General features: G+C 59.3%; 23 protein-coding genes. 6 read left to right on the top strand and 17 right to left on the bottom strand.

Annotated features, from left to right (window positions below; translation table 11 throughout):
• Positions 1–8: 8 nt before the first annotated feature.
• Entirely contained in the window at positions 9–1,760 is a 1,752-nt protein-coding gene (gene ggt, locus AC6I8F_RS17840; RefSeq protein ID WP_498028311.1) for a gamma-glutamyltransferase, read from the bottom strand.
• Between the two features lie 203 nt (positions 1,761–1,963).
• On the opposite strand from ggt, the gene AC6I8F_RS17845 reads away from it, so the two are divergent.
• Entirely contained in the window at positions 1,964–2,260 is a 297-nt protein-coding gene (locus AC6I8F_RS17845; RefSeq protein WP_058757576.1) for a DUF2756 domain-containing protein, read from the top strand.
• Here AC6I8F_RS17845 and ugpQ read toward each other — a convergent pair.
• The 10 genes from ugpQ to AC6I8F_RS17895 form a co-directional block, all read right to left on the bottom strand.
• A complete protein-coding gene (gene ugpQ / locus AC6I8F_RS17850) occupies positions 2,257–3,000 on the bottom strand; it encodes a glycerophosphodiester phosphodiesterase (RefSeq protein ID WP_104187819.1) in 744 nt (247 codons plus the stop codon). The genes AC6I8F_RS17845 and ugpQ overlap by 4 nt on opposite strands.
• Positions 2,997–4,070, bottom strand: a complete 1,074-nt coding sequence (locus tag AC6I8F_RS17855; RefSeq protein WP_021508001.1) for a sn-glycerol-3-phosphate import ATP-binding protein UgpC — start codon at positions 4,068–4,070, stop codon at positions 2,997–2,999. The genes ugpQ and AC6I8F_RS17855 overlap by 4 nt, the downstream gene beginning before the upstream one ends.
• Entirely contained in the window at positions 4,071–4,913 is an 843-nt protein-coding gene (ugpE, locus tag AC6I8F_RS17860) for a sn-glycerol-3-phosphate ABC transporter permease UgpE (protein ID WP_021508002.1), read from the bottom strand.
• On the bottom strand, positions 4,910–5,800 hold the full coding sequence (ugpA, locus tag AC6I8F_RS17865; RefSeq protein WP_031279792.1) for a sn-glycerol-3-phosphate ABC transporter permease UgpA: 891 nt from the start codon (positions 5,798–5,800) through the stop codon (positions 4,910–4,912). The genes ugpE and ugpA overlap by 4 nt, the downstream gene beginning before the upstream one ends.
• 61 nt (positions 5,801–5,861) lie before the next feature.
• On the bottom strand, positions 5,862–7,178 hold the full coding sequence (gene ugpB / locus AC6I8F_RS17870) for a sn-glycerol-3-phosphate ABC transporter substrate-binding protein UgpB (protein WP_058757579.1): 1,317 nt from the start codon (positions 7,176–7,178) through the stop codon (positions 5,862–5,864).
• Between the two features lie 336 nt (positions 7,179–7,514).
• Entirely contained in the window at positions 7,515–8,228 is a 714-nt protein-coding gene (gene livF / locus AC6I8F_RS17875; RefSeq protein ID WP_010615896.1) for a high-affinity branched-chain amino acid ABC transporter ATP-binding protein LivF, read from the bottom strand.
• A 1-nt stretch (position 8,229) separates the two neighbouring features.
• A complete protein-coding gene (livG, locus tag AC6I8F_RS17880) occupies positions 8,230–8,997 on the bottom strand; it encodes a high-affinity branched-chain amino acid ABC transporter ATP-binding protein LivG (RefSeq protein ID WP_021508005.1) in 768 nt (255 codons plus the stop codon).
• The gene (locus AC6I8F_RS17885; RefSeq protein WP_498028312.1) at positions 8,994–10,265 is read right to left on the bottom strand and encodes a high-affinity branched-chain amino acid ABC transporter permease LivM; all 1,272 of its coding nucleotides are present in this window, start codon (positions 10,263–10,265) and stop codon (positions 8,994–8,996) included. The genes livG and AC6I8F_RS17885 overlap by 4 nt, the downstream gene beginning before the upstream one ends.
• Positions 10,262–11,188 carry a high-affinity branched-chain amino acid ABC transporter permease LivH gene (gene livH / locus AC6I8F_RS17890; RefSeq protein ID WP_010615899.1) on the bottom strand — a complete coding sequence of 309 codons (927 nt, stop codon included), beginning with the start codon at positions 11,186–11,188 and terminating at the stop codon, positions 10,262–10,264. The genes AC6I8F_RS17885 and livH overlap by 4 nt, the downstream gene beginning before the upstream one ends.
• Positions 11,189–11,338: 150 nt before the next feature.
• Positions 11,339–12,466 (bottom strand): branched-chain amino acid ABC transporter substrate-binding protein, encoded by a 1,128-nt coding sequence (locus AC6I8F_RS17895; protein ID WP_021508007.1) that lies wholly within the window; start codon positions 12,464–12,466, stop codon positions 11,339–11,341.
• A 403-nt stretch (positions 12,467–12,869) separates the two neighbouring features.
• On the opposite strand from AC6I8F_RS17895, the gene panM reads away from it, so the two are divergent.
• Complete coding sequence (panM, locus tag AC6I8F_RS17900; protein ID WP_021508008.1) at positions 12,870–13,256, top strand: aspartate 1-decarboxylase autocleavage activator PanM; 387 nt, start codon at positions 12,870–12,872, stop codon at positions 13,254–13,256.
• Positions 13,257–13,532: 276 nt separating this feature from the next.
• Here the strand turns inward: panM and rpoH are convergent, their stop codons facing one another.
• From rpoH to ftsY, 4 genes are all read right to left on the bottom strand, one after another.
• Positions 13,533–14,390: an RNA polymerase sigma factor RpoH gene (gene rpoH / locus AC6I8F_RS17905; RefSeq protein ID WP_021508009.1), complete on the bottom strand. Its 858-nt coding sequence runs from the start codon at positions 14,388–14,390 to the stop codon at positions 13,533–13,535.
• A gap of 240 nt (positions 14,391–14,630) precedes the next feature.
• Complete coding sequence (ftsX, locus tag AC6I8F_RS17910) at positions 14,631–15,617, bottom strand: permease-like cell division protein FtsX (RefSeq protein ID WP_058770000.1); 987 nt, start codon at positions 15,615–15,617, stop codon at positions 14,631–14,633.
• Positions 15,607–16,275, bottom strand: a complete 669-nt coding sequence (gene ftsE / locus AC6I8F_RS17915; protein ID WP_021508011.1) for a cell division ATP-binding protein FtsE — start codon at positions 16,273–16,275, stop codon at positions 15,607–15,609. Before ftsE ends, ftsX begins: the two co-directional genes overlap by 11 nt.
• A gap of 5 nt (positions 16,276–16,280) precedes the next feature.
• Complete coding sequence (gene ftsY / locus AC6I8F_RS17920) at positions 16,281–17,807, bottom strand: signal recognition particle-docking protein FtsY (RefSeq protein ID WP_498028313.1); 1,527 nt, start codon at positions 17,805–17,807, stop codon at positions 16,281–16,283.
• 231 nt (positions 17,808–18,038) lie between these two features.
• On the opposite strand from ftsY, the gene rsmD reads away from it, so the two are divergent.
• Positions 18,039–18,638, top strand: a complete 600-nt coding sequence (gene rsmD, locus AC6I8F_RS17925; protein ID WP_125309276.1) for a 16S rRNA (guanine(966)-N(2))-methyltransferase — start codon at positions 18,039–18,041, stop codon at positions 18,636–18,638.
• Positions 18,628–18,894 (top strand): DUF1145 family protein, encoded by a 267-nt coding sequence (locus tag AC6I8F_RS17930; protein WP_021313674.1) that lies wholly within the window; start codon positions 18,628–18,630, stop codon positions 18,892–18,894. The genes rsmD and AC6I8F_RS17930 overlap by 11 nt, the downstream gene beginning before the upstream one ends.
• A 43-nt stretch (positions 18,895–18,937) precedes the next feature.
• Here the strand turns inward: AC6I8F_RS17930 and AC6I8F_RS17935 are convergent, their stop codons facing one another.
• Positions 18,938–19,294, bottom strand: coding sequence for a DUF2500 domain-containing protein (locus AC6I8F_RS17935; protein ID WP_021508014.1), 357 nt, complete (start codon positions 19,292–19,294; stop codon positions 18,938–18,940).
• Positions 19,295–19,456: 162 nt separating this feature from the next.
• Here AC6I8F_RS17935 and AC6I8F_RS17940 point away from each other — a divergent pair, with 162 nt between their 5' ends.
• Entirely contained in the window at positions 19,457–20,086 is a 630-nt protein-coding gene (locus AC6I8F_RS17940) for a lysoplasmalogenase (RefSeq protein WP_125309278.1), read from the top strand.
• A 92-nt stretch (positions 20,087–20,178) separates the two neighbouring features.
• On the top strand, positions 20,179–22,449 hold the full coding sequence (locus AC6I8F_RS17945) for a zinc/cadmium/mercury/lead-transporting ATPase (protein ID WP_498028314.1): 2,271 nt from the start codon (positions 20,179–20,181) through the stop codon (positions 22,447–22,449).
• 18 nt (positions 22,450–22,467) lie between these two features.
• On the opposite strand, the gene tusA is transcribed toward AC6I8F_RS17945, so the two are convergent.
• The gene (gene tusA, locus AC6I8F_RS17950; RefSeq protein ID WP_021508017.1) at positions 22,468–22,719 is read right to left on the bottom strand and encodes a sulfurtransferase TusA; all 252 of its coding nucleotides are present in this window, start codon (positions 22,717–22,719) and stop codon (positions 22,468–22,470) included.
• Positions 22,720–22,845: the final 126 nt, after the last annotated feature.

Genomic DNA, 22,845 nt, shown 5'->3' on the forward strand with positions numbered 1-22,845 from the left:
GCGCGACGTTAATACCCGGCACTCAAATCATCCACCGAGCGCGGGTCGGACGCGCCGTAGCGCATGCCGTCCGGGCCAATCATGATGCTCTGCGTGCTGCCCATCGCCGGCAGCACTTTCACATGCTGACCTTTTGCTTCCAGCAGACGCAGCGTATCCGGGCTGAAGCCCTTCTCGACGCGCAGCTGATCCGGCAGCCACTGATGGTGGAAGCGCGGCGCATTGGTAGCTTCCGCCACGTTCATGCCGAAATCGATACTGTTCACCACCATTTGCAGCACGGTAGTGATAATCCGACTGCCGCCCGGGCTGCCGGTCACCAGCCAGGTTTTACCGTCTTTCGCCACAATGGTTGGCGACATCGATGACAGCGGACGTTTGGCCGGCTGAATCGCGTTCGCCTCACCGCCCACCAGACCATAGACGTTTGGCGTGCCCGGCTTGGCGGAGAAATCATCCATTTCATTGTTCATCAGAATGCCGCTGTTACCGGCCACCACGCCGCTGCCAAAGTAGGTATTCAGCGTGTAGGTCACCGCCACCGCGTTGCCGTCTTTATCCACCACCGAGAAGTGGGTGGTTTGATTGCTCTCGTACGGTGCCAGCTTGCCGGGCTTGATGTCGGCTGAGGGGCGCGCCTTGTTAACGTCAATCTGCTGGGCCAGCGTTTTGGCGTAGGCTTTGCTGGTCAGCGCCTGCTGTGGCACCTTAACGAAGTCGGGATCGCCGAGATACTCGGAGCGGTCGGCGTAGGCATATTTTTCCGCTTCGGCCATAACCTGCATCGCGTCCGCGCTGCCGAAGCCCCATTTCGCCAGGTCGAAGTTTTCCAGGATATTGAGGATCTGCACAATATGAATGCCGCCGGACGACGGTGGCGGCATGGAGAACACCTCGTAGCCACGGTAGCTGCCGCTTACCGGCTTGCGTTCCACTGCGCGGTAGGCCGCCAGATCCGCCTTGCCAATCAGTCCGCCGTGCTGCGCCATTTCGGCAGCGATCTCATCGGCAATTTTGCCTTTGTAGAAAGCATCCGGCCCCTGTTGGGCAATCAGCTGCAGGCTGTGCGCGAGGTTTTTCTGCACCAGGCGATCGCCCTTCTGGTAAGGCTGACCGTCGGCTTTGTAGAAAATGGCGCGACTGTTGTCGTGGTTGATCAGGTTCTCTTTACCGTAGGTAGCGAGATCGTCAGCCAGCGCATCGTTAACGATGATGCCGTCGCGCGCCAGCTTGATCGCCGGCGCCAGCAGCGTGCTGAGCGGCAGCGTGCCATACTTTTGCGCCGCCAGGGCAAAACCGGCTACGGTTCCCGGCGTGCCGGAAGCCAGATGAGAAGTGAGTGATAACTTACTATCCGCATTGCCCTGCTTATCCAGGAACATATCGCGCGAGGCACGCGCCGGCGCCATCTCGCGGAAATCGATGGCGGTGGTGCGGCCGGCAGCGGTGCGCAGCAGCATAAAGCCGCCACCGCCCAGGTTGCCCGCCTGCGGGTGGGTGACCGCCAGCGCAAAGCCCACCGCAATCGCTGCATCTACCGCGTTACCCCCCTGTTTGAGGATATCGACGCCCACCCGGGTTGCCATGGCGTCCACTGATGCAACCATCCCGTGCTGCGCTTTCACCGGGTGAAAGGTGTCGCTGTCGACGCCATATGACACCAGCGGTGCGCTGGCTGGCGCCGCCTGCGCCCCCTGCACCACGGTAAAACTCATTAACAGCGCCCAGCCGAACTGGCGCACACCGTTATGTATCCTCATCCCGCCACCATCCTTTCAGTTGTTTACATTTGTTATTGATTGCTGCAAGTGTTTGCAAATACTGTAAAAAAGATAGCAGTTAAGCCAAATTAGGTGCACTCCTGGTTTTGGGGTTTGTGATATCGCATAAACTTATGGTTGCGGCGGTTGCTGCCGGGTGGCGAGCAACCTCACACAGCAGGCCGCACTGATGGAGGAACACCATGAAAAAATGGCTGATTGTTATCGCGGCACTGATGCCGCTGAGCGGCATGGCGAACATGCTGAACAACACTAACCAACCGAATCAACCCGGCTATAACCCAAGCCAGCAGCGGATGCAGACGCGCATGCAGGTCCAGCAGCAGCAACAGCAGCAGCAGTTGCGTCAGGATCAGCAGCAGCAAAATCAGGAGATGCAGCGTAAGCTGCAGGAGCGGCGCGATAGCGCCCGGCAGCGCGTGATTCAGTCGCAGCCGGGCCAACAGAACAGCAATACACAAACGCAGTACGGCAATTAACGGAAGTCCGGGCCGATAGCATCAATGCGATCGGTACAGATGGCATCCACGCCCCAGCTCAGCAGCTCGCGCGCCCGCGCGGGCTGATTCACGGTATACACCAGAATACGCAGACCGGCGGCTTTAAGCGCGGCGGTGCGTCCGGCGTCCAGTAAGCGATGATTTAAATGGATGGAGACGCAGTCGAGCGCGGCGGTAAGCGTCTGCCAGTCGTCGTGCCACTCATCCAGCAGCAGGCCGCGCGGCAGCTCCGGCGCGGCCTGCATCGCCGCTTCCAGCGCCGCGTACGAGAACGAGGACAGCAGCGGTGCCGTTTGTCCCTGCCACAGCGTTCGTGCGGCCAGCGCCACATCACGTCCGGTTTCCACCTCTGTACCGCTGCTGGGTTTGATCTCAATGTTGGCCATCATCTGATGCTGGCGGCAGCGCGCGGCCACCTCGCTCAGCAATGCCAGCGGTTCACCGTCAAATTCACGGCTAAACCAGCTGCCGGCATCCAGCTGCGCCAGCTGCTGCCACGGCAGATCGCCCGCCACGCCCCAGCCGTTGCTGGTGCGGTCCAGCGTGTCATCGTGCAGCAGGAAAATCTGCTTATCCTGTGACAGTTTGGCGTCGAATTCGATCATGGTATGACCGTAGTGCGCGCCGACATCAATCGCCGCCAGGGTGTTTTCCGGGGCCAGCTTGCCGCCGCCGCGATGCGCAACAATGTGCGGATAGGGCCAGTTTTTTACACTCATTCCAGACGCTTTCCATGGGTAGAATCGAAGAAGTGTAACGCATCTGGCGGCAGTTGTAGCCACAGGCTGCTGCCAGCCTGCGGCCGCTCGCTATGCGGCAAACGCACCACCAGCCGCGTGTTGCCAATGTGGCCATGCGCAAGATTGTCCGCGCCGAGGATCTCCAGCGTATCCACCACCAGCGGCACACCGCCGGCCTCACGACTGCTGAGCTGAATATGCTCGGGACGAATGCCGAGCGTCAGCGGACGGTTGGCCCATCGTGCTTTGCCGGCGCCGAGCGGCAGGCTGTTGAGCGCATCGAGCGTAAAGCGCGAGCCATCGCTATTGATCTGACCGGGTAGCAGGTTCATCGCCGGCGCGCCGATGAACGACGCAACAAACTGACTGGCCGGACGCTCATACACCTCCACCGGCGTGCCCACCTGCTCCACCACGCCTTTATTCATCACCATCACGCGCTGCGCCAGCGTCATGGCTTCAACCTGATCGTGCGTGACGTACAGGCTGGTGGTTTTCAGCCGGCGGTGCAGTTGCTGCAGCTCCAGACGCATCTGCACGCGCAGGCGCGCATCCAGGTTCGACAGCGGCTCATCAAACAGAAACACCGCCGGTTCCCGCACGATGGCGCGGCCCATGGCCACGCGCTGACGCTGGCCGCCGGAGAGCTCGCGCGGACGGCGCTGCAACAGGTGATCAAGCTCCAGACTGCGCGCCGCATCCATCACCCGCTGGGTAATCTGTTCCTTGCCCATGCCGCGGATCTTCAGGCCGTAAGCCATGTTTTCTCCCACCGTCATGTGCGGGTAGAGCGCGTAATTCTGGAATACCATGGCGATGCCGCGATCTTTCGGCTCCATGTCGGTGACGCGCCGATCATCGATGTAGATATCGCCCGACGTGACGCGCTCCAGCCCGGCCACCATGCGCAGCAGCGTCGATTTTCCACAGCCGGATGGGCCGACCATCACCATAAATTCACCGTCATTGATGGTGATGTTCAGCGGCTGAATGATTTGGTTTTTGCCGTCATACGATTTCGTCACGGTCTGAAGGGTTACCGCTGCCATCTATTTCTCACTCTCCACCAGGCCACGCACAAAAGCGCGCTGCATCACAAGCACCACCACCACCGGTGGGATCAGGGTTAATAACATCGCCGCCATCACTTCGTTCCACTGCGTCGGACCGCCGCTGGTGTTGATCATACTTTTCACCCCCGCCACGGCAGTGCTCAGGCCGGCATCGTTGATGATCAGCAGCGGCCACAGATACTGGTTCCAGCCGTAAATAAAGGTGATGACAAACAGCGCGGCGAGATTGGTTTTTGACAGCGGCAGCACGATATCCCAGAAAAAACGCATCGGACTGGCGCCGTCAATGCGCGCCGCTTCAATCAGCTCATCCGGCAGCGACATAAAAAACTGGCGGAACAGGAACGTGGCGGTCGCGGAGGCCATCAGCGGCAATGTCAGACCGCTGTAACTGTCCAGCATGTGCAGCGTGGAGATCACCTCCACCGTCGGGAAAATACGCACTTCTACCGGCAGCATCAGGGTGATAAAGATCAGCCAGAAAAACAGCGTGCGCAGCGGAAAGCGAAACCACACCAGCGCAAACGCCGACAGCATCGACACCGTGATTTTGCCCACGGTGATGCCCAGCGCCATGATCAGGCTGTTCAGCATCATCAGGCCAAACGCCGCGCTGCCGTTGACGCCATCGCGCCAGATGTGGGTGATGTTGTCGATGAGATGCGGGCCCGGCACCAGCGTCATCGGCACCTGATACACCGCGTTGTTATCCAGCGTCGCGGCGACAAACGCCACGTACAGCGGGAACAGAATGGTCAGCACCCCCAGCGCCAGCAGCGTGTGGGCGAAGATATCCAGCCCGCGTCGGTTTTCAATCATTGGTATTGCACCTTACGCTCGACAAAGCGGAATTGCAGAATGGTCAGGCCGATAACCAGCAACATCAGCACCACCGACTGCGCGGCGGACGACGAGAGATCGAGTCCGGTGAAGCCTTCGCGGTAGATTTTGTAGATCAGCGTGGTGGTGGCCTGTACCGGCCCGCCGCCGGTGGCGGCATCGATCACCGGGAAGGTGTCGAAAAAGGCGTAAACCAGATTCACCACCAGCAGGAAAAAGCTGACCGGCGTAATCAGCGGCAGCGACAGATTAAAGAAACGGCGCACCGGTCCGGCACCGTCAATCGCCGCGGCTTCCACCAGCGATTTAGGAATGGACTGCAGCGCGGCAAAGAAAAACAGGAAGTTGTAGCTCATTTGCTGCCAGATCGACGCAAGTACAATCAGGAACATCGCCTGACCGCTGTTCTGCGCATAGTTCCAGTTGTAGCCAAGCTGGTTCAGCAGATGGCTGAACAGCCCCAGCCCCGGATTGAACAGGAACATCCACAGCACCGCCGCAACCACCGGCGCTACCGCATAGGGCAGCAGCAGCAGCGTCTGATAGAGCTTTTTCAGCCGGATAACGTAATCCACCAGCGCCGCCAGCAGCAGCGAGAACGTCATGCCGCATACCGTCACCAGCGCGCTAAACACGAGGGTGGTCCAGAACGAATCAAGGTAGTAGTCGTCACTGAACAGGCGGCGAAAGTTATCAAGGCCAACAAAGGTGCTGGAGATGCCAAACGGATCGATGCTTTGCAGCGAGTACCACAGCGCCTCTCCGGCGGGCCAGAGAAAAAAGATCGCGGTGATCGCCAGTTGCGGTGCCACCAGCAGATACGGCAACAAACGGGCGCGGAAAACCGGACGTGATGATGAGGACATAGCAGGCTCGTCAGAAAGAGACAGCGGGACGGACATACCCGTCCATCCCGCCATTACGGAGTTACTTCACTTGCTGTTCAAAGCGACGCAGCAGTTCGTTGCCGCGTTTCACCGCGTTGTCCAGCGCTGCCTGCGGCGACTGTTTGCCGGTCCACACGCCTTCCAGCTCTTCGTCGACGATGGTACGAATCTGCGGCATGTTGCCCAGACGCATCCCTTTGGTGAACGGCAGCGGATCTTTATTCAGCATCTGCCGCGTGGCGATGTCGGCGCCCGGGTTTTTGTCATAGAAGCCCTGCTGTTTGGTCAGCTCATAAGCCGCGGTGGTGATCGGCAGATAACCGGTTTTCTGGTGCCATTCTGCCGCGATATCCGGCTGGGCGAGGAACTTCATGAACTCCGCTGCGCCTTTGTACGTCGCTGCATCTTTGCCTTTCATCACCCACAGGCTGGCGCCACCGATAATGGCGTTCTGCGGTGCGTTCGGCACGGTGTCATCGTACGGCATCATGCCCACGCCAAAGTTGAATTTGGCGTAATGCTTAATGTCGGCCAGCGAACCGGATGAGGCGGTGGTGATACCGCAGTCGCCGTTATAGAACTTGGACGTCGACTCATCTTTACGGCCAAAGTAGGTGAAATCACCTTTCTTATTCATCTCTTCCAGCAGCTGGATGTGGCGCACCTGCACGGGTTTGTTGAACTCCAGCACCGCGTCGGTACCGTCAAAGCCGTTGTTTTTGGTGGCAACCGGCAGGCCATGCCAGGCGCTGAAGTTTTCGATCTGAATCCAGCCCTGCCAGCCGCTGGCATAGCCGCAGCTCATGCCGGCTTTACGCAGCGCGGCGGCATCCTGCGCCAGCGCCTGCCAGGTTTTCGGGGGCTGATCCGGGTTAAGACCGGCTTTTTTGAACGCGTCTTTGTTGTAGTACAGCACCGGCGTGGAGCTGTTAAACGGCTGTGAGATCAGCTGGCCGTTGCTGTCGCTGTAGTAACCGGCAACGGCAGGAACAAACTGTTTCGGGTCCATCGGCACGCCGGCGTCTTTAAACACTTCATGCACCGGCACGATGGCTTTAGAGGCCATCATGGTGGCGGTGCCCACTTCGTAAACCTGCAGAATGGCCGGTGCCTTACCGCTGCGCACCGCAGCGATACCCGCAGCCAGGCTCTGCTCGTAGTTGCCTTTGTAGGTCGGAACGATTTTGTAATCCGGGTGAGCCTGGTTAAAACGCTGTGCCAGAGAATCGACTTCTTTGCCTAACTCGCCTTCCATTGAGTGCCAGAAAGGGATTTCGGTAGCAGCCAGCGCATTACCGCTGATCGCCAGACCGAGCAGCAGACTCATCAGGCGGGGACGAAGCGTAAAAGCGGACATAAGGGTTTCCTGTGCTTGTGGCGCGCGCGATATCACGCATTTTTTGTTCGCGAAGTAACATGACACGAGGAAATGACGGAAAAATAACAGGATTATGACGGGAATATGACGGGGTTAGTGCGCGCTGATGCCCTCACCCCGGCCCTCTCCCACAGGGAGAGGGAGATGAAAGGCCGTGCGCGCTGATGCCTTCTTCTGCAGGGCGAGAGAAGTCCGGGAGGATGCCAGGATAGCAACCTGGCCTGAAAAACGCTGCTGTACGGTTCCCTCTCCCGCGTGCGGGAGAGGGTTAGGGTGAGGGCAAATCACCGCACCAACTTCATGACCACAGCCAGGTCAGGCGCCTAAATACGCGCTTCTCACCGCTTCATTGGATAACAACGCTTCACCGCTATCCTCCAGCACCACGTGACCGTTCTCCAGCACGTAACCGCGATCGGCCAGCTTCAGCGCCTGGTTGGCGTTCTGCTCGACGAGGAAGATGGTCATGCCCTCTTTACGCAGCTGTTCGATGGTGTCGAAAATCTGCTGGATAATGATCGGCGCCAGACCCAGCGACGGCTCGTCCAGCAGCAGCAGGCGCGGCTGGCTCATGAGGGCGCGGCCAATCGCCAGCATCTGCTGCTCACCGCCGGACATGGTGCCGGCGCGCTGCACTTTGCGCTCCGCCAGCCGGGGGAACAGCTGATAAACGCGCTCAATGCGCTCCTGATACTGCTGACGCGTGGCGAAAAAGCCGCCCATCGCCAGGTTCTCTTCCACCGTCATGCGCGAAAATACGCGCCGGCCTTCCGGTACGATGGCAATCGCTTCACGCATGATTTTTGCCGTCTGCCAGTCGGTAATCGTTTTGCCATCAAAGGTGATGGTGCCGCTGGTGGCGCGCGGCTCGCCACACAGCGTACCGAGCAGCGTGGTTTTACCCGCGCCGTTAGCGCCAATCAGCGTCACGATTTCGCCCTGACTGATATGCAGATTAATGTTATGCAGTGCCTGGATCGGGCCATAGTGCGCACTGACACCCTGTAAAGTTAAAATCGGGTTCGCCATGTTACGCCTCACCTAAATAAGCACGGATCACATCCGGGTTGTTACGCACTTCTTCCGGCGTACCGTTGGCCAGCGGCGTTCCCTGATTCACCACATAAATGCGGTCAGAAATGCCCATCACCAGTTTCATATCGTGTTCAATCAGCAACACCGTCACCTTGTGTTCGCCACGCAGTTCAGCGATCAGCTCATCCAGCTCGTGCGTTTCGCGCGGGTTGAGGCCGGCGGCCGGTTCGTCGAGCATCAGGATTTCCGGACGCGTCACCATGCAGCGGGCGATCTCCAGCCGGCGCTGCTGGCCGTAAGCCAGATTGCCGGCCTGGCGGTTAGCCAGCTCCAGCAGGCCAATGCGCTCCAGCCAGCTAGCCGCGCGGTCCAGCGCTTCGCTCTCGCCACGCCGGAACGCCGGGGTTTTAAACAGCCCGGAGAACACGCCGCTTTTCAAATGCTGATGCTGCGCCACCAGCAGGTTTTCAATCACCGTCATCTCACGGAACAGGCGCACGTGCTGGAAAGTTCGCACCACGCCCATGCGCGCGATCTTCTGCCCCGGCAGGCCCTGCAATGGCTGATCGCGCAGTTTGATGGTGCCGCCCGTTGGCTTATAGAAACCGGTCAGGCAGTTGAATACCGTGGTTTTCCCCGCCCCGTTCGGGCCAATCAGCGAGACGATCTCCTGCGGATGCAGTTCCAGCGCCACGTTGTTGACGGCCAGCAGGCCGCCGAAGCGCATCATCAGGCCTTCAACGGCTAATAAAGGCTGACTCATGCCTGCTCTCCTTGTTTTGCCTGTTTCAGCTTCAGGTGCGGACGCTTCATCGGCAGCAGCCCCTGCGGACGCCAGATCATCATCAGCACCATCAACCCACCGAGCACCAGCATGCTGTACTCGTTCAAATCACGCATCAGCTCGCGCGACACCACCAGCAGAATCGCGGCCAGGATCACCGCCAGCTGCGAACCCATGCCGCCCAGCACCACAATCGCCAGCACAAACGCCGACTCGACAAAGGTGAAAGATTCCGGGCTGACAAAGCCCTGACGCGCGGCGAACAGCGTACCGGCGAAACCGGCGAACACCGCGCTGATGGTAAAGGCCGTCAGCTTGATGCGCGTTGGGCTGAGACCGAGCGAACGGCAGGCGATCTCATCTTCACGCAGCGCTTCCCACGCGCGCCCCAGCGGCATGCGCAGCAGACGATTGATGACGAACAGCGTCAGCACCACCAGCAGCAGCGCCACCAGATAAAGGAAAATCACGCGGTGATTGGGATCGTACGCCAGACCCGTCAGCTCGTGGAAGGTGGTCCAGCCGCCTTCACTGACGCGCCGGCCAAATTCAATACCAAACAGGCTCGGCTTGGGGATCTGCGCGATTCCATTGGGACCGCCAGTGATTGATGTGCTGTTCAGCAGCAGAATACGCACGATCTCACCAAAGCCGAGCGTCACAATCGCCAGATAGTCACCGCGCAGCCGCAGCACCGGGAAGCCCAGCAGCAGGCCAAAGGCACCGGCAACAATGCCGGCCAGCGGCAGACTTTCCCAGAAGCCAAAACCGTAATAGTGATTCAGCAGCGCAAAGGTGTAAGCACCGATGGCGTAAAAGCCGCCGTAGCCCAGCACCAGCAGGCCGGACAGGCCCACTACCACATTCAGGCCGAGGCCGAGCATCACGTAGATCAGCGTCAGGGTGGCAATATCCACGCTGCCGCGCGACACGAAGAAGGGCCAGGCGACGGCGGCAACAACCACCAGCAGCATCAGTAACTTTTGTTTTGGTGTCGAACCGTCAAAACCCGGCAGCACCAGCCCTTTGCCACTGCGTTTGAGCTTGCCCTGCAACAGCGGACGCAGCAGCTGGAACACAAACACCACTGCGCAGCCGAGGAAGATCCAGTTCCAGCGCACGGTGCCCGCATTCGCCACCACCAGTTTGGTGCCGTCGAGATCGAGGCGCATACCCATAAAGAAGCTGGCGAGTACCAGCAGCATCACCGTGGAGACCACGGCGTTAACCAGACCGAGGCGTTTCATACTTTCTCCACCTCCGGACGGCCCAGGATACCGGTTGGCATCACCAGCAGCACCACGATCAGCAGCGCGAACGACACCACGTCTTTATATTCGGTCGACAGATAGGCTGACGTCAGCGCTTCCGCAATGCCCAGCACCAGGCCGCCAATCATTGCGCCCGGAATGCTGCCGATGCCGCCCAGTACCGCCGCGGTAAAGGCTTTCATGCCGGCCATAAAGCCGATGAACGGGTTGATGGAGCCGTAAAACTGCCCCAGCAGCACGCCAGCCACGGCCGCCATCGCTGCACCGATCACAAAGGTCAGTGAGATCACGCGGTCAGTGTTAATGCCCAGCAGGCTGGCCATTTTCAGATCTTCAGCGCAGGCGCGGCAGGCGCGGCCCATGCGCGAATAACGAATGAACAGCGTCAGCGCCAGCATCGCGAGGAAGGTGACGACCCAGATAACCAGCTGCATGGTGGTGAGCGTGGCGGCAAAGCCGTTGCTCTCACCCAGCGTCCACTGGCCGGTGATCAGGCTGGGCAGCGCCAGATCGCGCGAGCCCTGCGTCAGGCTGACGTAGTTCTGCAGAAAGATCGACATACCAATCGCCGAGATCAGCGCGATCAGGCGTTTGGAAGAACGCACCGGCTTATATGCCACGCGCTCGATGCTCCAGCCGTAGGCGCTGGAGATAATCACCGCCATCACGAACCCGGCGGCAATCATCAGCCACGAGGTGTCGATACCCATCATCATCAGGGCGGCAATCACGATAAAGGAGACATAGCTGCCGATCATGTACACCTCGCCGTGGGCAAAGTTGATCATGCCGATGATGCCGTAAACCATGGTGTAACCGATGGCGATCAGCGCGTAGGTGCTCCCGAGGGTGACCCCGTTGAACATCTGCTGAATGAAATAGAGAAACTGCTCGGACATAGTGAGGACCTGCATGTAAACGGGAAATCCCCGGTGCGTTCGGCACCGGGTTAGGGTGAGAGCACCGCGTCGCAGCGCCTCATTCAGCGCGTGCGCGCGGTGCCACACCCTGCCCTCGCCCATCGGGAGAGGGACAATTCAGGAGCGTGCTTACTTAACTGCGGTAGAAGAACCGTCTTTGTGCCATTTGAAGACGCCAAATTCGAAGCCCTTCAGATCGCCCTTCTGGTCCCAGCTCAGGTTACCCATCACGGTGGGTACCGGCGCACCCTCTTTCAGGTTTTTAGCAATCGCATCAGGCTCATCGCTTTTGCTGCGCTCAATGCCCGCCACCAGTGACTGAATAGCCGCATAGGTGGTCCAGACGAACGGGCCGGTTGGATCTTTGCGGTTTGATGCGCTGTTGGCTTTGATCGCGTCCACAATCGCTTTGTTGTCTGGCAGCTGGTCGTAGCGCTTCGGCAGCGTCACGTACAGGCCTTCAGAGGCGTCACCCGCGATGTTAGACAGGGAAGCGTTGCCGACCCCTTCTGGTCCCATAAAGCCGGCTTTCAGACCGGCGGTTTTGGCCTGACGCAGAATCTGGCCCAGTTCCGGGTAGTAACCGCCGTAGTAAACGAAGTCGACGTTCTCTTTCTTCAGGCGCGCAATCAGCGTGGAGAAGTCTTTATCGCCAGCGGTGATCCCTTCGAACAGCACCACGTTGCCGCCTTTCGCCTTCAGGGTTTTCTGCACGGATTCCGCCAGGCCCTGACCGTACTGCTGCTTGTCATGCACCACGGCAATACGTTTTGGTTTGATCTGATCGAGGATGTAGTTGGCAGCGGTCGGGCCCTGATCGGAATCCAGACCGGTGGTACGCATCACGTCGGCATAGCCGCGCGCGGTCAGTTCAGGCGCAGTAGCCGCCGGGGTGATCATCAGAATGCCTTCATCGTTATAAATGTCTGATGCTGGCTGAGTGGAGGATGAGCACAGATGGCCGATAACGTATTTGATGCCGTCATTGACCACTTTGTTGGCCACCGCAACCGCCTGTTTCGGGTCGCAGGCGTCGTCATATTCTACGCCGACCAGCTTGTCGCCGTTTACGCCGCCTTTGGCGTTGATGTCCTTGATCGCCTGGGCCGCACCGGTGAACTGCATGTCACCGTACTGCGCCACCGGGCCGGTTGCCGCACCGACAATCGCAATTTTGATGTCTTTCGCCAGTACCGCATGGCTCATCGCCAGCGCTACGCAACCCGCCAGTAATGCGCGTCCTTTACTCATTTTCATGCGAACTTCCCCATCTGTTGTGTCGTGTCTGTTGTGATTGGTTATTTATCTGCCAGTCAAAGAGCAAAACTGATTTGAGAATAATGAGTTAGCGCTCTTTTCTGGCATTTTTTGTTAAGAAGGCTTTATTTTTCAGGTTATTAAACAGGAACTTTCTTCTGTAAATCAACTGACATATTCAGTAAAAGCTGACGGGAACAGCAGATTACTCTGGTTTTTATGGCCGGTTTTTCACCACCAGGCCAGCGCGTTATGCTGGCTTTTTCAGCGATCGATGCTGGCTTACTCCACAATCCTGGCAAAGTGGCTGGCATTTGACCTCTTTTCATCGCAAAAAAGTGACAGCGCTCTGACTGTCTAAATTCGCTACACTAAGGCCTTTCTGCCAGTACAGGTAAGGGTTATGAAGCTCACTATTCAGCGCATCAGCACGCTGACGCCGCAGGATCGACTGGATTTAGCCAAAGTCTGGCCGCAGCAGGATATCGCGCAGCTGGAAGCCAGCCTCAGTGAAGCGCAGCGGCTGTATGCAGCGCGCTTTAACGATCGCCTGCTTGGGGCGCTGCGGCTGGAGATTCGCGGCACGCTAGGCAAGATTACGCAGCTGGAAGTGCGTGAAGTTACGCGGCGGCGCGGCGTAGGGCAGTATCTGCTGGAAGAGACGATAGCGCAGAACAGCGCGCTGGATCACTGGTGGGTTGCCGATGACGGCGAAGACGATCAGCGCGTACGCGCGGCGTTTATGCAGGCGTGTGGCTTTCGCGCGCAGAGCGACGGGTGGGTGCGTTGAGCGGCGAATTACGCTGTGCAGAGCGGTGCGCATGAATACGTATGTGGCGCAGGAGCGTGATTAACGGTGCGCATGAATGCGCGCCCTACGGGGATTGCGAACGAGCGTACAGATTGCGTGGGGCCGTGATTAACGATGCATATGCATGCGTGTCCTGAAGGGTCGCCATTCATGGCGACCGTGCTGTAATCCGCACAGGTCATACGTCGTCGCCGGTTATTGCGCGCATAAAAAAGGGCGACCCGCTGGTCGCCCCATTTATCTGTCAGCCGTTAATCAGGCTTCAATCGCCATGCGCAGTTTCTTCATGGCGTTCTTTTCCAGCTGACGCACGCGCTCGGCAGACACACCGTACTGGTCGGCCAGCTCCTGCAGCGTGGTTTTGTTATCATCATCCAGCCAGCGGGCGCGGATAATATGCTGGCTACGCTCATCGAGGCTCAGCATTGCATCGCTCAGCTTGTCAGCGGCGTGCGCATCCCAGTTATCCTCTTCAATGCCGTCGGCAAAGTCAGAGGTTTTATCCTGCAGATACAGCACCGGTGCCATCGGCTTGCCTTCGCCCGCATCGTCATCAGACGACATGTCGAAGGTCATATCCTGGGCCGCCATGCGCGACTCCATTTCCAGCACGTCTTTGCTGCTGACACCCAGCTCGCGCGCCACCATTTCGACTTCATCCTGATTGAACCAGCCGAGACGCTGCTTGGTTTTACGCAGGTTAAAGAACAGTTTGCGCTGTGCTTTGGTGGTGGCAACTTTCACGATACGCCAGTTACGCAGCACGTACTCGTGAATCTCCGCTTTGATCCAGTGCACGGCAAACGACACCAGACGCACCCCGACTTCCGGGTTGAAGCGACGCACCGCCTTCATCAGGCCGATGTTACCTTCCTGGATCAGGTCCGCCTGCGGCAGGCCGTAACCGGAATAGTTACGAGCGATATGAACAACAAAGCGCAGGTGAGACAGGATCAGCGTCTTAGCTGCATCCAGATCGCCCTGGTAATGCAGCCGCTCAGCCAGTGCTTTTTCCTCTTCTGCCGTTAATACCGGCCAGTTGTTAGCAGCCCGGACGTAAGATTCCAGGTTGCCCAGAGGAGCAATCGCTAAAGTTTGCATTTCTTTGGTCATTCAAACCCTCACAAATTCAATGGACTTGCTGCTCGTTTCCCTGCGCAGCCGTTACATTATGTCAACGACGCGTGAAAACCAAAAGCAATCTGTGCTACTTGGACGTCAAAGTTATCCACAAGTTCAATTATAGCAGTGAATATTTTACACACAGATGACGGCGGGGGAAATCGGAGAAATCCTCTGCTCCCAGGTCGTCGGCAGCAGAGGAAGAGTATATCAAAAAATCGTTGCTATGGGTTACTGCGGCGTAAAACGACGTAAATGTTGCACCGTCGCCAGCCACGCGGCAATCCAGCCGATGATGGCCGCGATTAACAGCAACAGCAGGCCTTCATCCCACGAAAAGCCCTCCAGCGCGAAGCTGGTGCCGAAGACGGAGGCGACCTGCGCCACCACCGACTGCAGGCGCAGCACCAGCACTTCCGACAGAATCAGCGACAGCACCGCACCGCTGAAACCGAGCAGCGCGCCGCCGTAGAGGAAGGGCCGCAGAATAAAGCCATCGGTCGCGCCAATCAGCTTCTGCACATTGATGGTGTCGCGCCGGGCAAAAATGCTCAGACGCACGCTGTTGCCAATCACCAGGAACACCGCCACCACCATCAGCAGGCCGATCATTGACGCCACCTGACCCACCAGCCCGGTGAGCGCAGCTAAACGCGCAAACCAGCTGTCATCCATGCGCACTTCATCCACGCCCTGCACTTTCGCCACGCGATCGCGCAGATTGGCCATGGTATCGGAGTTCTGGAAGTTCAGCTTCGGCGTGATGATTGCCACCGCCGGCAGCGGGTTCTGCTCCAGCATATCCATCGCACCACCAAAGCCGGACCAGTTGCGGAACTCGCTTTGCGCCTCTTCACGCGTCAGGTAGTTCACCTTGTCCACGCCATCAAGCTTTTTCAGTTCGGCGGTCACGTTCTCTGCCGCCGTGTCATCCAGCGCTTTGTCGAGGTAAACCGTCAGCTGCGGCGCCGGGTACCACTGCGCGGCGGCCTGGCTGACGTTTTTCCACACCATGTAGCACACGCTGGGCAGCGTCAGCGAAATCGCGATCACCATTACCGTCAGCAGCGTCGCCAGCGGCTGACGATACATGTCGGACAGCGTACCGCGCCACGCGTAGCGCCACTGCTCCTGCCAGCCGCCCTTCAGCGCTTTGCTCTTTGACGGCTGCTTCGCCGCTTTCGGCGCAGCCGGACGCTTGTTACGTTTATTGACCATCGTGGCCTCCGTGCAGACGTCCCTGATTAAGCGTCATCACGCGATAATTGCGGCGTGCGATCAGCCCGATGTCGTGCGTCGCCATCAGTACCGTAACGCCCACGCGGTTGAACTCTTCAAACAGGCGCAAAATATCTTCCGACAGCGCGTTATCGAGGTTACCGGTCGGTTCATCCGCCAGCAGCACCGCCGGTTTATTCACTACCGCGCGGGCAATGCCAACGCGCTGCTGTTCACCGCCAGAGAGCTGAATCGGATAACTTTTTGCTTTGTCGAGCAGGCCGACTTTGTCCAGCGCCGCCGACACGCGACGGCGAATATCCTCGCCGCTGGCCCCGGAAATAATCAGCGGGATCGCCACGTTGTCGTAGACCGAACGATCCATCAGCAGATGGTGATCCTGGAAAATCATGCCGATCTGGCGGCGCAGAAAAGGCACTTCGCTGTGACGCAGCCGGGAAATATCGTGACCGCTGAACCAGATTTGCCCGGCGCTCGGGCGCTCAATGCCACAAATCAGCTTCAGTAAGGTACTTTTCCCCGCGCCTGAGTGGCCGGTCAGAAACGCCATCTCACCGGGACGCAAATGGAAATCCACGCCCTGCAGCGCCTGGCGTCCTCCCAGATAAGCCTTACTGACCTCTTCAAAGCGAATCATGCCAATTATTCCTCTCGGGCAAACAGTGCCTCAATAAAGTCGGCGGCCTTAAACGGCCGTAAATCTTCGATGCCTTCCCCGACACCGATATAACGAATCGGAATGCCAAACTGATCGGCCACCGAGAAGATCACGCCACCTTTTGCGGTGCCGTCGAGCTTGGTCAGGGTGATACCGGTCAGGCCGACCGCTTCGTGGAACAGCTTCGCCTGGCTGATGGCGTTCTGGCCGGTGCTGGCGTCAATCGTCAGCATCACCTCATGCGGTGCCTCTTCGTCCAGCTTCTTCATCACGCGGGTGATTTTCTTCAGCTCTTCCATCAGGTGCGCTTTGTTCTGCAGGCGGCCGGCGGTATCGGCGATCAGCACGTCAACGTGGCGCGATTTCGCCGCCTGGATGGCGTCAAAAATGACCGACGCAGAATCCGCGCCCGTATGCTGCGCGACCACCGGAATATTGTTGCGCTGGCCCCAGACCTGCAGCTGCTCTACTGCCGCCGCGCGGAAGGTGTCCCCCGCCGCCAGCATGACGGACTTGCCCTGCGCCTGATACTGACGCGCCAGCTTACCGATGGTGGTGGTTTTACCCACGCCGTTAACGCCGACCATCAGGATAACGAACGGTGATTTGCCCGCCACGTCCAGCGGAGCATCGACCTTTTCCAGAATGCCGGCCATTTCAGCCTTCAGCAGGCCATACAGCGCTTCGGCATCGCGCAGCTGCTTACGGCTGGCCTGTTGCGTCAGGCTGGTGATGATGCGGCGCGTGGTTTCCACGCCGACATCGGCAATCAGCAGCTGCTCTTCCAGCTCTTCAAACAGCTCGTCATCGATTTTTTTGCCGCGGAATAGGCTGATAAAGCCGGATCCGAGGTTTTCACGCGTTTTGACCAGGCTGCGTTTCAGGCGGGCAAAGAAGCCCTCTTTGGTGGGGCGCTCCTGCTCCTGAGCCACAATCGGCGCGGCCGCCAGCGGCAGATCGCTCACGGTGTCTGTCGCCACGCGCTCTTCTGCCGCATCTTCGGCATAGGTTTCCGCTAACGCCAGCGCTTCCAGCTCTTCATCGCTCAGCGGTGCGTCTGCGTCCTCTGCGTCCTCTGCGTCCTCTGGCTGAGGCTCCCCAGATAAAACCGGTGCTTCAATAATCAGTTCTTCAGCCTGCGGCTCCTCTTCAACCGGCATCAGCTCCGGCTGCGGATGATCTTCCGGCAGTACCTCTTCTTCAATCGCGCTGACGGCAGCGATTTCTGCGTCATCAGCGTTAGCGTCGGATTCGGCTGCGGTTTCTGCTTCCGCAACGGGATGCGTTTCAGCGTCGGCGTGAACCGGCGATTCGGCCTGCTGTTCTGCCACCTGTTCAGTGACGATCACGGTTTCGGCGGCCTGCGCTTCGGCGCTTGCTAACGCGCTCTCTTCAGCGGCGGGTGCCGGTTGATCGGTCGGCTGCTGCTGCGCCTGCTCTTCCGCTGGCTGCTGCTCTTCTTTGCCAAAGCCCAGCCAGGAAAAAAAGCCGCGTTTTTTCTCTTTTGCCATTGTGTGACCACACTCCTCGATGGCTTATTCCCGGTAGCACGCTGTTCCCAGGGGATAAAAAATTCACTTTTTCGCGCGTGAGCGGCGTAAAAATCAGGCAATTACGTCCGCTTTATCAACTTAGTAGTCTAACACTTTCCTGCCAGCGCACCACAGCACCCTTTTTTAACGTTTCTTCTGCCTGCTACGCCCGTTAAACTACGCAACAAATTATGACGAGTTGTGAGCGAAATGAGTAAATCCCCCCGCAACAGCGGCGCGGCAGGCCAGATTCGCCTGATTGGCGGACAGTGGCGCGGACGCAAATTGCCGGTGCCGGACAGCGCCGGCCTGCGCCCGACCACCGATCGCGTGCGTGAAACGCTATTCAACTGGCTGGCGCCGGATATCCAGCAGGCGCGCTGCCTCGATTGCTATGCCGGCAGCGGCGCGCTGGGCTTAGAAGCGCTGTCGCGCTATGCCGCCTCCGCAACCCTGCTGGAACTGGAACGTCACGTGGCGCAGCAGCTGACGCAAAACCTGCACACGCTGCGCGCCAGTAACGCCAGCGTCGTCCAGACCAATACGCTGCAGTGGCTAAGCCAGCCCGGCGAGCCGTTTGACGTGGTGTTTGTTGATCCGCCGTTCCGCAAAGGCCTGCTGCAGGAGACACTAACGCTGCTGGAGAACAATGGCTGGCTCGCCGCCAACGCGCTGATTTATGTTGAGAGCGAAGTGGAACACGGCACCCCGCTGGCCCCGGCTAACTGGGATTTGTATCGCGAGAAGATTGCCGGTCAGGTGGCCTATCGCCTCTATCAACGCCAACAGGAGACCGATGATGTGGCTTAATCTGGGACGTTTGCTGATGATTTGCGTCTGGGCATTTCTGCTACTTAACCTGGTGCACCCCTTCCCGACGCCGCTGCGCTACTTTGTCCACGTTGCGCTGTTCTTTATGGTGGTGATGCACGGCCTGCAGCTGGTGCTGCTGCGTGCCACGCAACCAAAGGAAGCGCCAAAACTGAGCCGCGCCACGCAGGCGAAAATCTTCTTCTTTGGCGTATTTGAACTGCTGGCGTGGCAGAAAAAGCACTATCCGTCGTAACGTAAGACAGCGCGCGCGGCTTCAGCCCCGTGCGCTTTAGCGCCTATTGCGCCGGGGTAAAGCTGACAAAGCGCGTGCCCTGCATTTTCAGCTCACCCTTCACGCCCTTGTCCATCTGGTGATAATCGCTGGCGCTGACGTTGACCTTAAAATCACCGGCGCCGTTCAGCGGATGGAACCAGGCTTCATACTTCATCTCTTCCGCCACAATCTCTTCGCGCTGACGCGAACGGCGATTGGGGGCCGGGAACTCTCGCTTGGTTTTCACTTCCACACTCATTGAGCGCACCGGTGAAGCGTCGTTGACCGCGGCTTCGCGGCGCTGCTTGATAAACTGACGGGTTGCCAGGATGGCAATTACAGCCAGGACGATAAAAAAGATTAGCGGTGGTTTGCTCATGTTTTCTCTCGCACTTTACGTCGGGGGTTAACAGATAAAAGACGCCAAAGCATACAACCAGAGTTGCCCGATTGTCACATTTGCCGCCAGTAACTTAAACTGAGATCGCGATTTTGGGAAAATTCATCAATGTGGGCGACACGTTCACAAAAGGGAGAAAAAATGCTTTGGTCTTTCCTTGCAGTCCTTTTTTCCGGTTGGCTGTATGTAGATGCCTCCTACCGCGGCCCGCAGTGGCAGCGCTGGCTGTTCAAACCCGTTACGCTGCTGTTGCTGGTTGCCTGGGCGTGGCAGGCTCCCACGCTTAACACCACCGACTACCTGATTCTGGCTGGCCTGGTCGCTACGCTGGTGGGCGATGCGTTAACCCTGCTGCCGCGTCAGCAGATGCTATATGCGCTCGGCGCCTTTTTCCTTTCGCATCTGCTGTACACCATCAGCTTTGCCGCGCACATGACCATGAGCTTCTTCTGGCCGATTCCGCTCACCTTCCTGGTTATTGGTATCATCGTGATCGGCATCATCTGGTCAAAACTGGATACGCTGCGCTGGCCGATCTGTACGCTGATTGGCATGACGCTGGTGATGAACTGGATGGCGGCGGAAAATTACTTCTTCCGTCCGACCGATTACAGTTTCTCGCTGCTGGTGGGTGCCGTGCTGCTGTTGCTGGCTAACATCGTGTGGTTTATCTCGCACTATCGCCGTCGCTTCAGCGCTGACAGCGCCATCGTTGCCGCCTGCTACTTCGCCGGTCACTTCATGATTGTGCGTTCACTGTGGCTGTACTGAAAAAATTGACCTCACCGCTTGACTCTGGAGTCCACTCCAGAGTGTAGCATGCAGACTGCGGGCATCGGCCCGCTTCTGCAACCGGAGGTCACATGCATCAACATGCCCACTCTTGCCGCTGTGGCAAATCACACCGTCAGCCAAAACCGCTGTGCGCGGTACGCAGCGTTCAGCCTGCATCCCTGAAGATTTCCGCCGCGCAGCCGGTGGCCGCGTCCAGTGATTGCGGCTGCTGCACCAGCGATGACGACAGTCCCGGCGGCGGCGACGCCGACAGCGACAGGCGCACGTCCGCGTCATACCAGTTTCGCTGGCAGATTGCCGGCATGGACTGCCCGAGCTGCGCACGCAAAATCGAAACCGCCGTGCAAAAGCTGCCGCAGGTCGCCAGCGCACGGGTGATATTCGCCAGTGAAAATCTGCTGGTGGAGGCGCACAGCGATATTCGTCCGGCTATCGAACAGGCCGTTAACCACGCCGGCTTTAACCTGAAATCCACTGAGAACCCCGCACCGGCGGCGCGCCGCTGGCGCGATAATGCGGCGCTCATACTGCTCACGCTGTTGATGATCGCCAGCTGGCTGCTGAGCCAGCTCACGCCGCTGTGGGGCGATCGCCTGTTTGTGCTTACCACGCTGGTCGGTCTGGTGCCGGTAGCCCGCAGCGCGTGGCAGGCCATACGCAGCGGCTCACCGTTCAGCATTGAAACCCTGATGACCCTCGCCGCCGCGGGCGCGCTGGTGATTGGCGCCCACGCCGAAGCTGCCATGGTGTTGCTGCTGTTTCAGCTGGGAGAACGGCTGGAAGCCTATGCCGCCGCGCGGGCGCGCCGTGGCGTCACCGCGCTGATGGCGCTGCGTCCGGACACCGCCACGCGCGTCAATGGCACACAGCGTGAGCAGGTGGCACTGGCGGCGCTCCAGCCCGGTGATGTGATTGAAGTAGCGGCAGGCGGTCGTCTGCCCGCCGATGCCGAGCTGCTGCACGCCAGCGCCAGCTTTGATGAAAGTGCGCTGACCGGCGAATCGCTACCGGTGGCCCATCAGCCGGGCGATGCCGTGATGGCAGGCGCCACCAGCGTGGATCGGCTGGTGACGCTGCGCGTGACCTCACAGCCGGGCCACAGCGCTATCGACCGCATTCTGCAGCTGATAGAAGAGGCCGAAAGTCACCGCGCGCCGGTGGAGCGTTTTATCGATCGCTTCAGCCGCCTCTACACGCCGGCCATCATGCTGCTGGCGCTGCTGGTGATGGTGCTGCCGCCGCTGCTCGGATTCGGCGCCTGGCTGCCGTGGATCTACAAAGGGCTGACGCTTCTGCTGATTGGCTGTCCGTGCGCGCTGGTGATCTCCACGCCTGCCGCTATCACTTCCGGCCTGGCGGCGGCGGCTCGCCAGGGCGCGCTGATTAAAGGCGGCGCGGCGCTCGAACGCCTCAGCCGGGTGCAGGCGCTGGCGTTTGATAAAACCGGCACCCTGACCGCCGGTAAACCGCAGGTTACCGACGTGCAGCCGTTTGGCGCAGATGCACAGCAACAGCTGCTCAGCCTCGCGGCCGCTATTGAGCAGGGCTCCGGCCATCCGCTGGCGCGGGCGATAGTCGCGGAAGCGCAGCGCCAGCAGCAGGTGATTCCACCGGCGCAGCATCAGCAAACACTGGCCGGCAGCGGCATTCGCGCGCAGATCAACGGCGTGATGCACCAGCTGCTGGCACCGCGCGATGTGGCGGCGCTGAGTGACGCGCAGCAGCAGCAGCAGATTGCGCAGCTGGAGGCACAGGGCAAAACCGTGGTGGTGCTGTTGCGCGAAGCACAGCCGCTCGGGCTGCTGGCGCTGCAGGATTTGCTGCGCGAGGAGGCCCGCAGTGCGCTGGCGGCGCTGCAGGCGCTGGGGATTCGCAGCGTGATGCTGACCGGCGATAATCCGCGCGCCGCCGCCGCGATTGCCGCCGAACTCGGCATCAGCTATCGCGCCGGTCTGTTGCCTGCGGATAAGGTAGCCGCCGTGCGTGAACTGGGCGAACAGCAGCCGCTGGCGATGGTCGGCGATGGCATCAACGATGCGCCAGCCATGAAGGCCGCGACGCTGGGGATTGCCATGGGCAGCGGCACTGATGTGGCGCTGGAAGCGGCCGATGCGGCTCTGACGCAAAATAACCTGGCGATTCTGCCGCGCACCGTGCAGCTGGCACGCCGCACGCGCGCCATTATCCGTCAGAATATTGCGCTGGCGCTGGGGCTGAAGGCGATTTTCCTCGTCACCACGCTGCTCGGCTTTACCGGCCTGTGGCTGGCGGTGCTGGCCGATTCCGGTGCCACCGCGCTGGTCACCGCCAACGCGCTGCGCCTGCTGCGTCAGCGCTGAGGCGGGCGGATGCCGCGATCAGGCATCCGCGCCTTTCTGGATCAGATACTGGTACGGCAGGCTCTCGGTCTGCTGTGCCAGCAGCTGATGCTCCATAAAGCGGCAGAAGCCGGGAATATCACGCGTGGTCGCCGGATCGTCGGCGATGATCAGCAACGTTTCGCCCGCCTGCATGGTACGCACGGTTTTGCGCACCATCATCACCGGCTCCGGGCAGCGCAGCCCAAGCGCATCAAGCGTATGGTCCGCAGCGGAAAAAGGATCGCTCATGATTCTCTGTCTTTATTCAGGGTGGGCGCTCATTCTAACGCGCTACAGCGCGCGCGCAAGGCGAGAACGATTGCGTTAAAATTAACCATTGCATTTGTTGCGCAACACGCTAAGATGCCGTCCGAT

The sequence above is a fragment of the gamma proteobacterium symbiont of Axiagastus rosmarus genome (assembly GCF_059730925.1).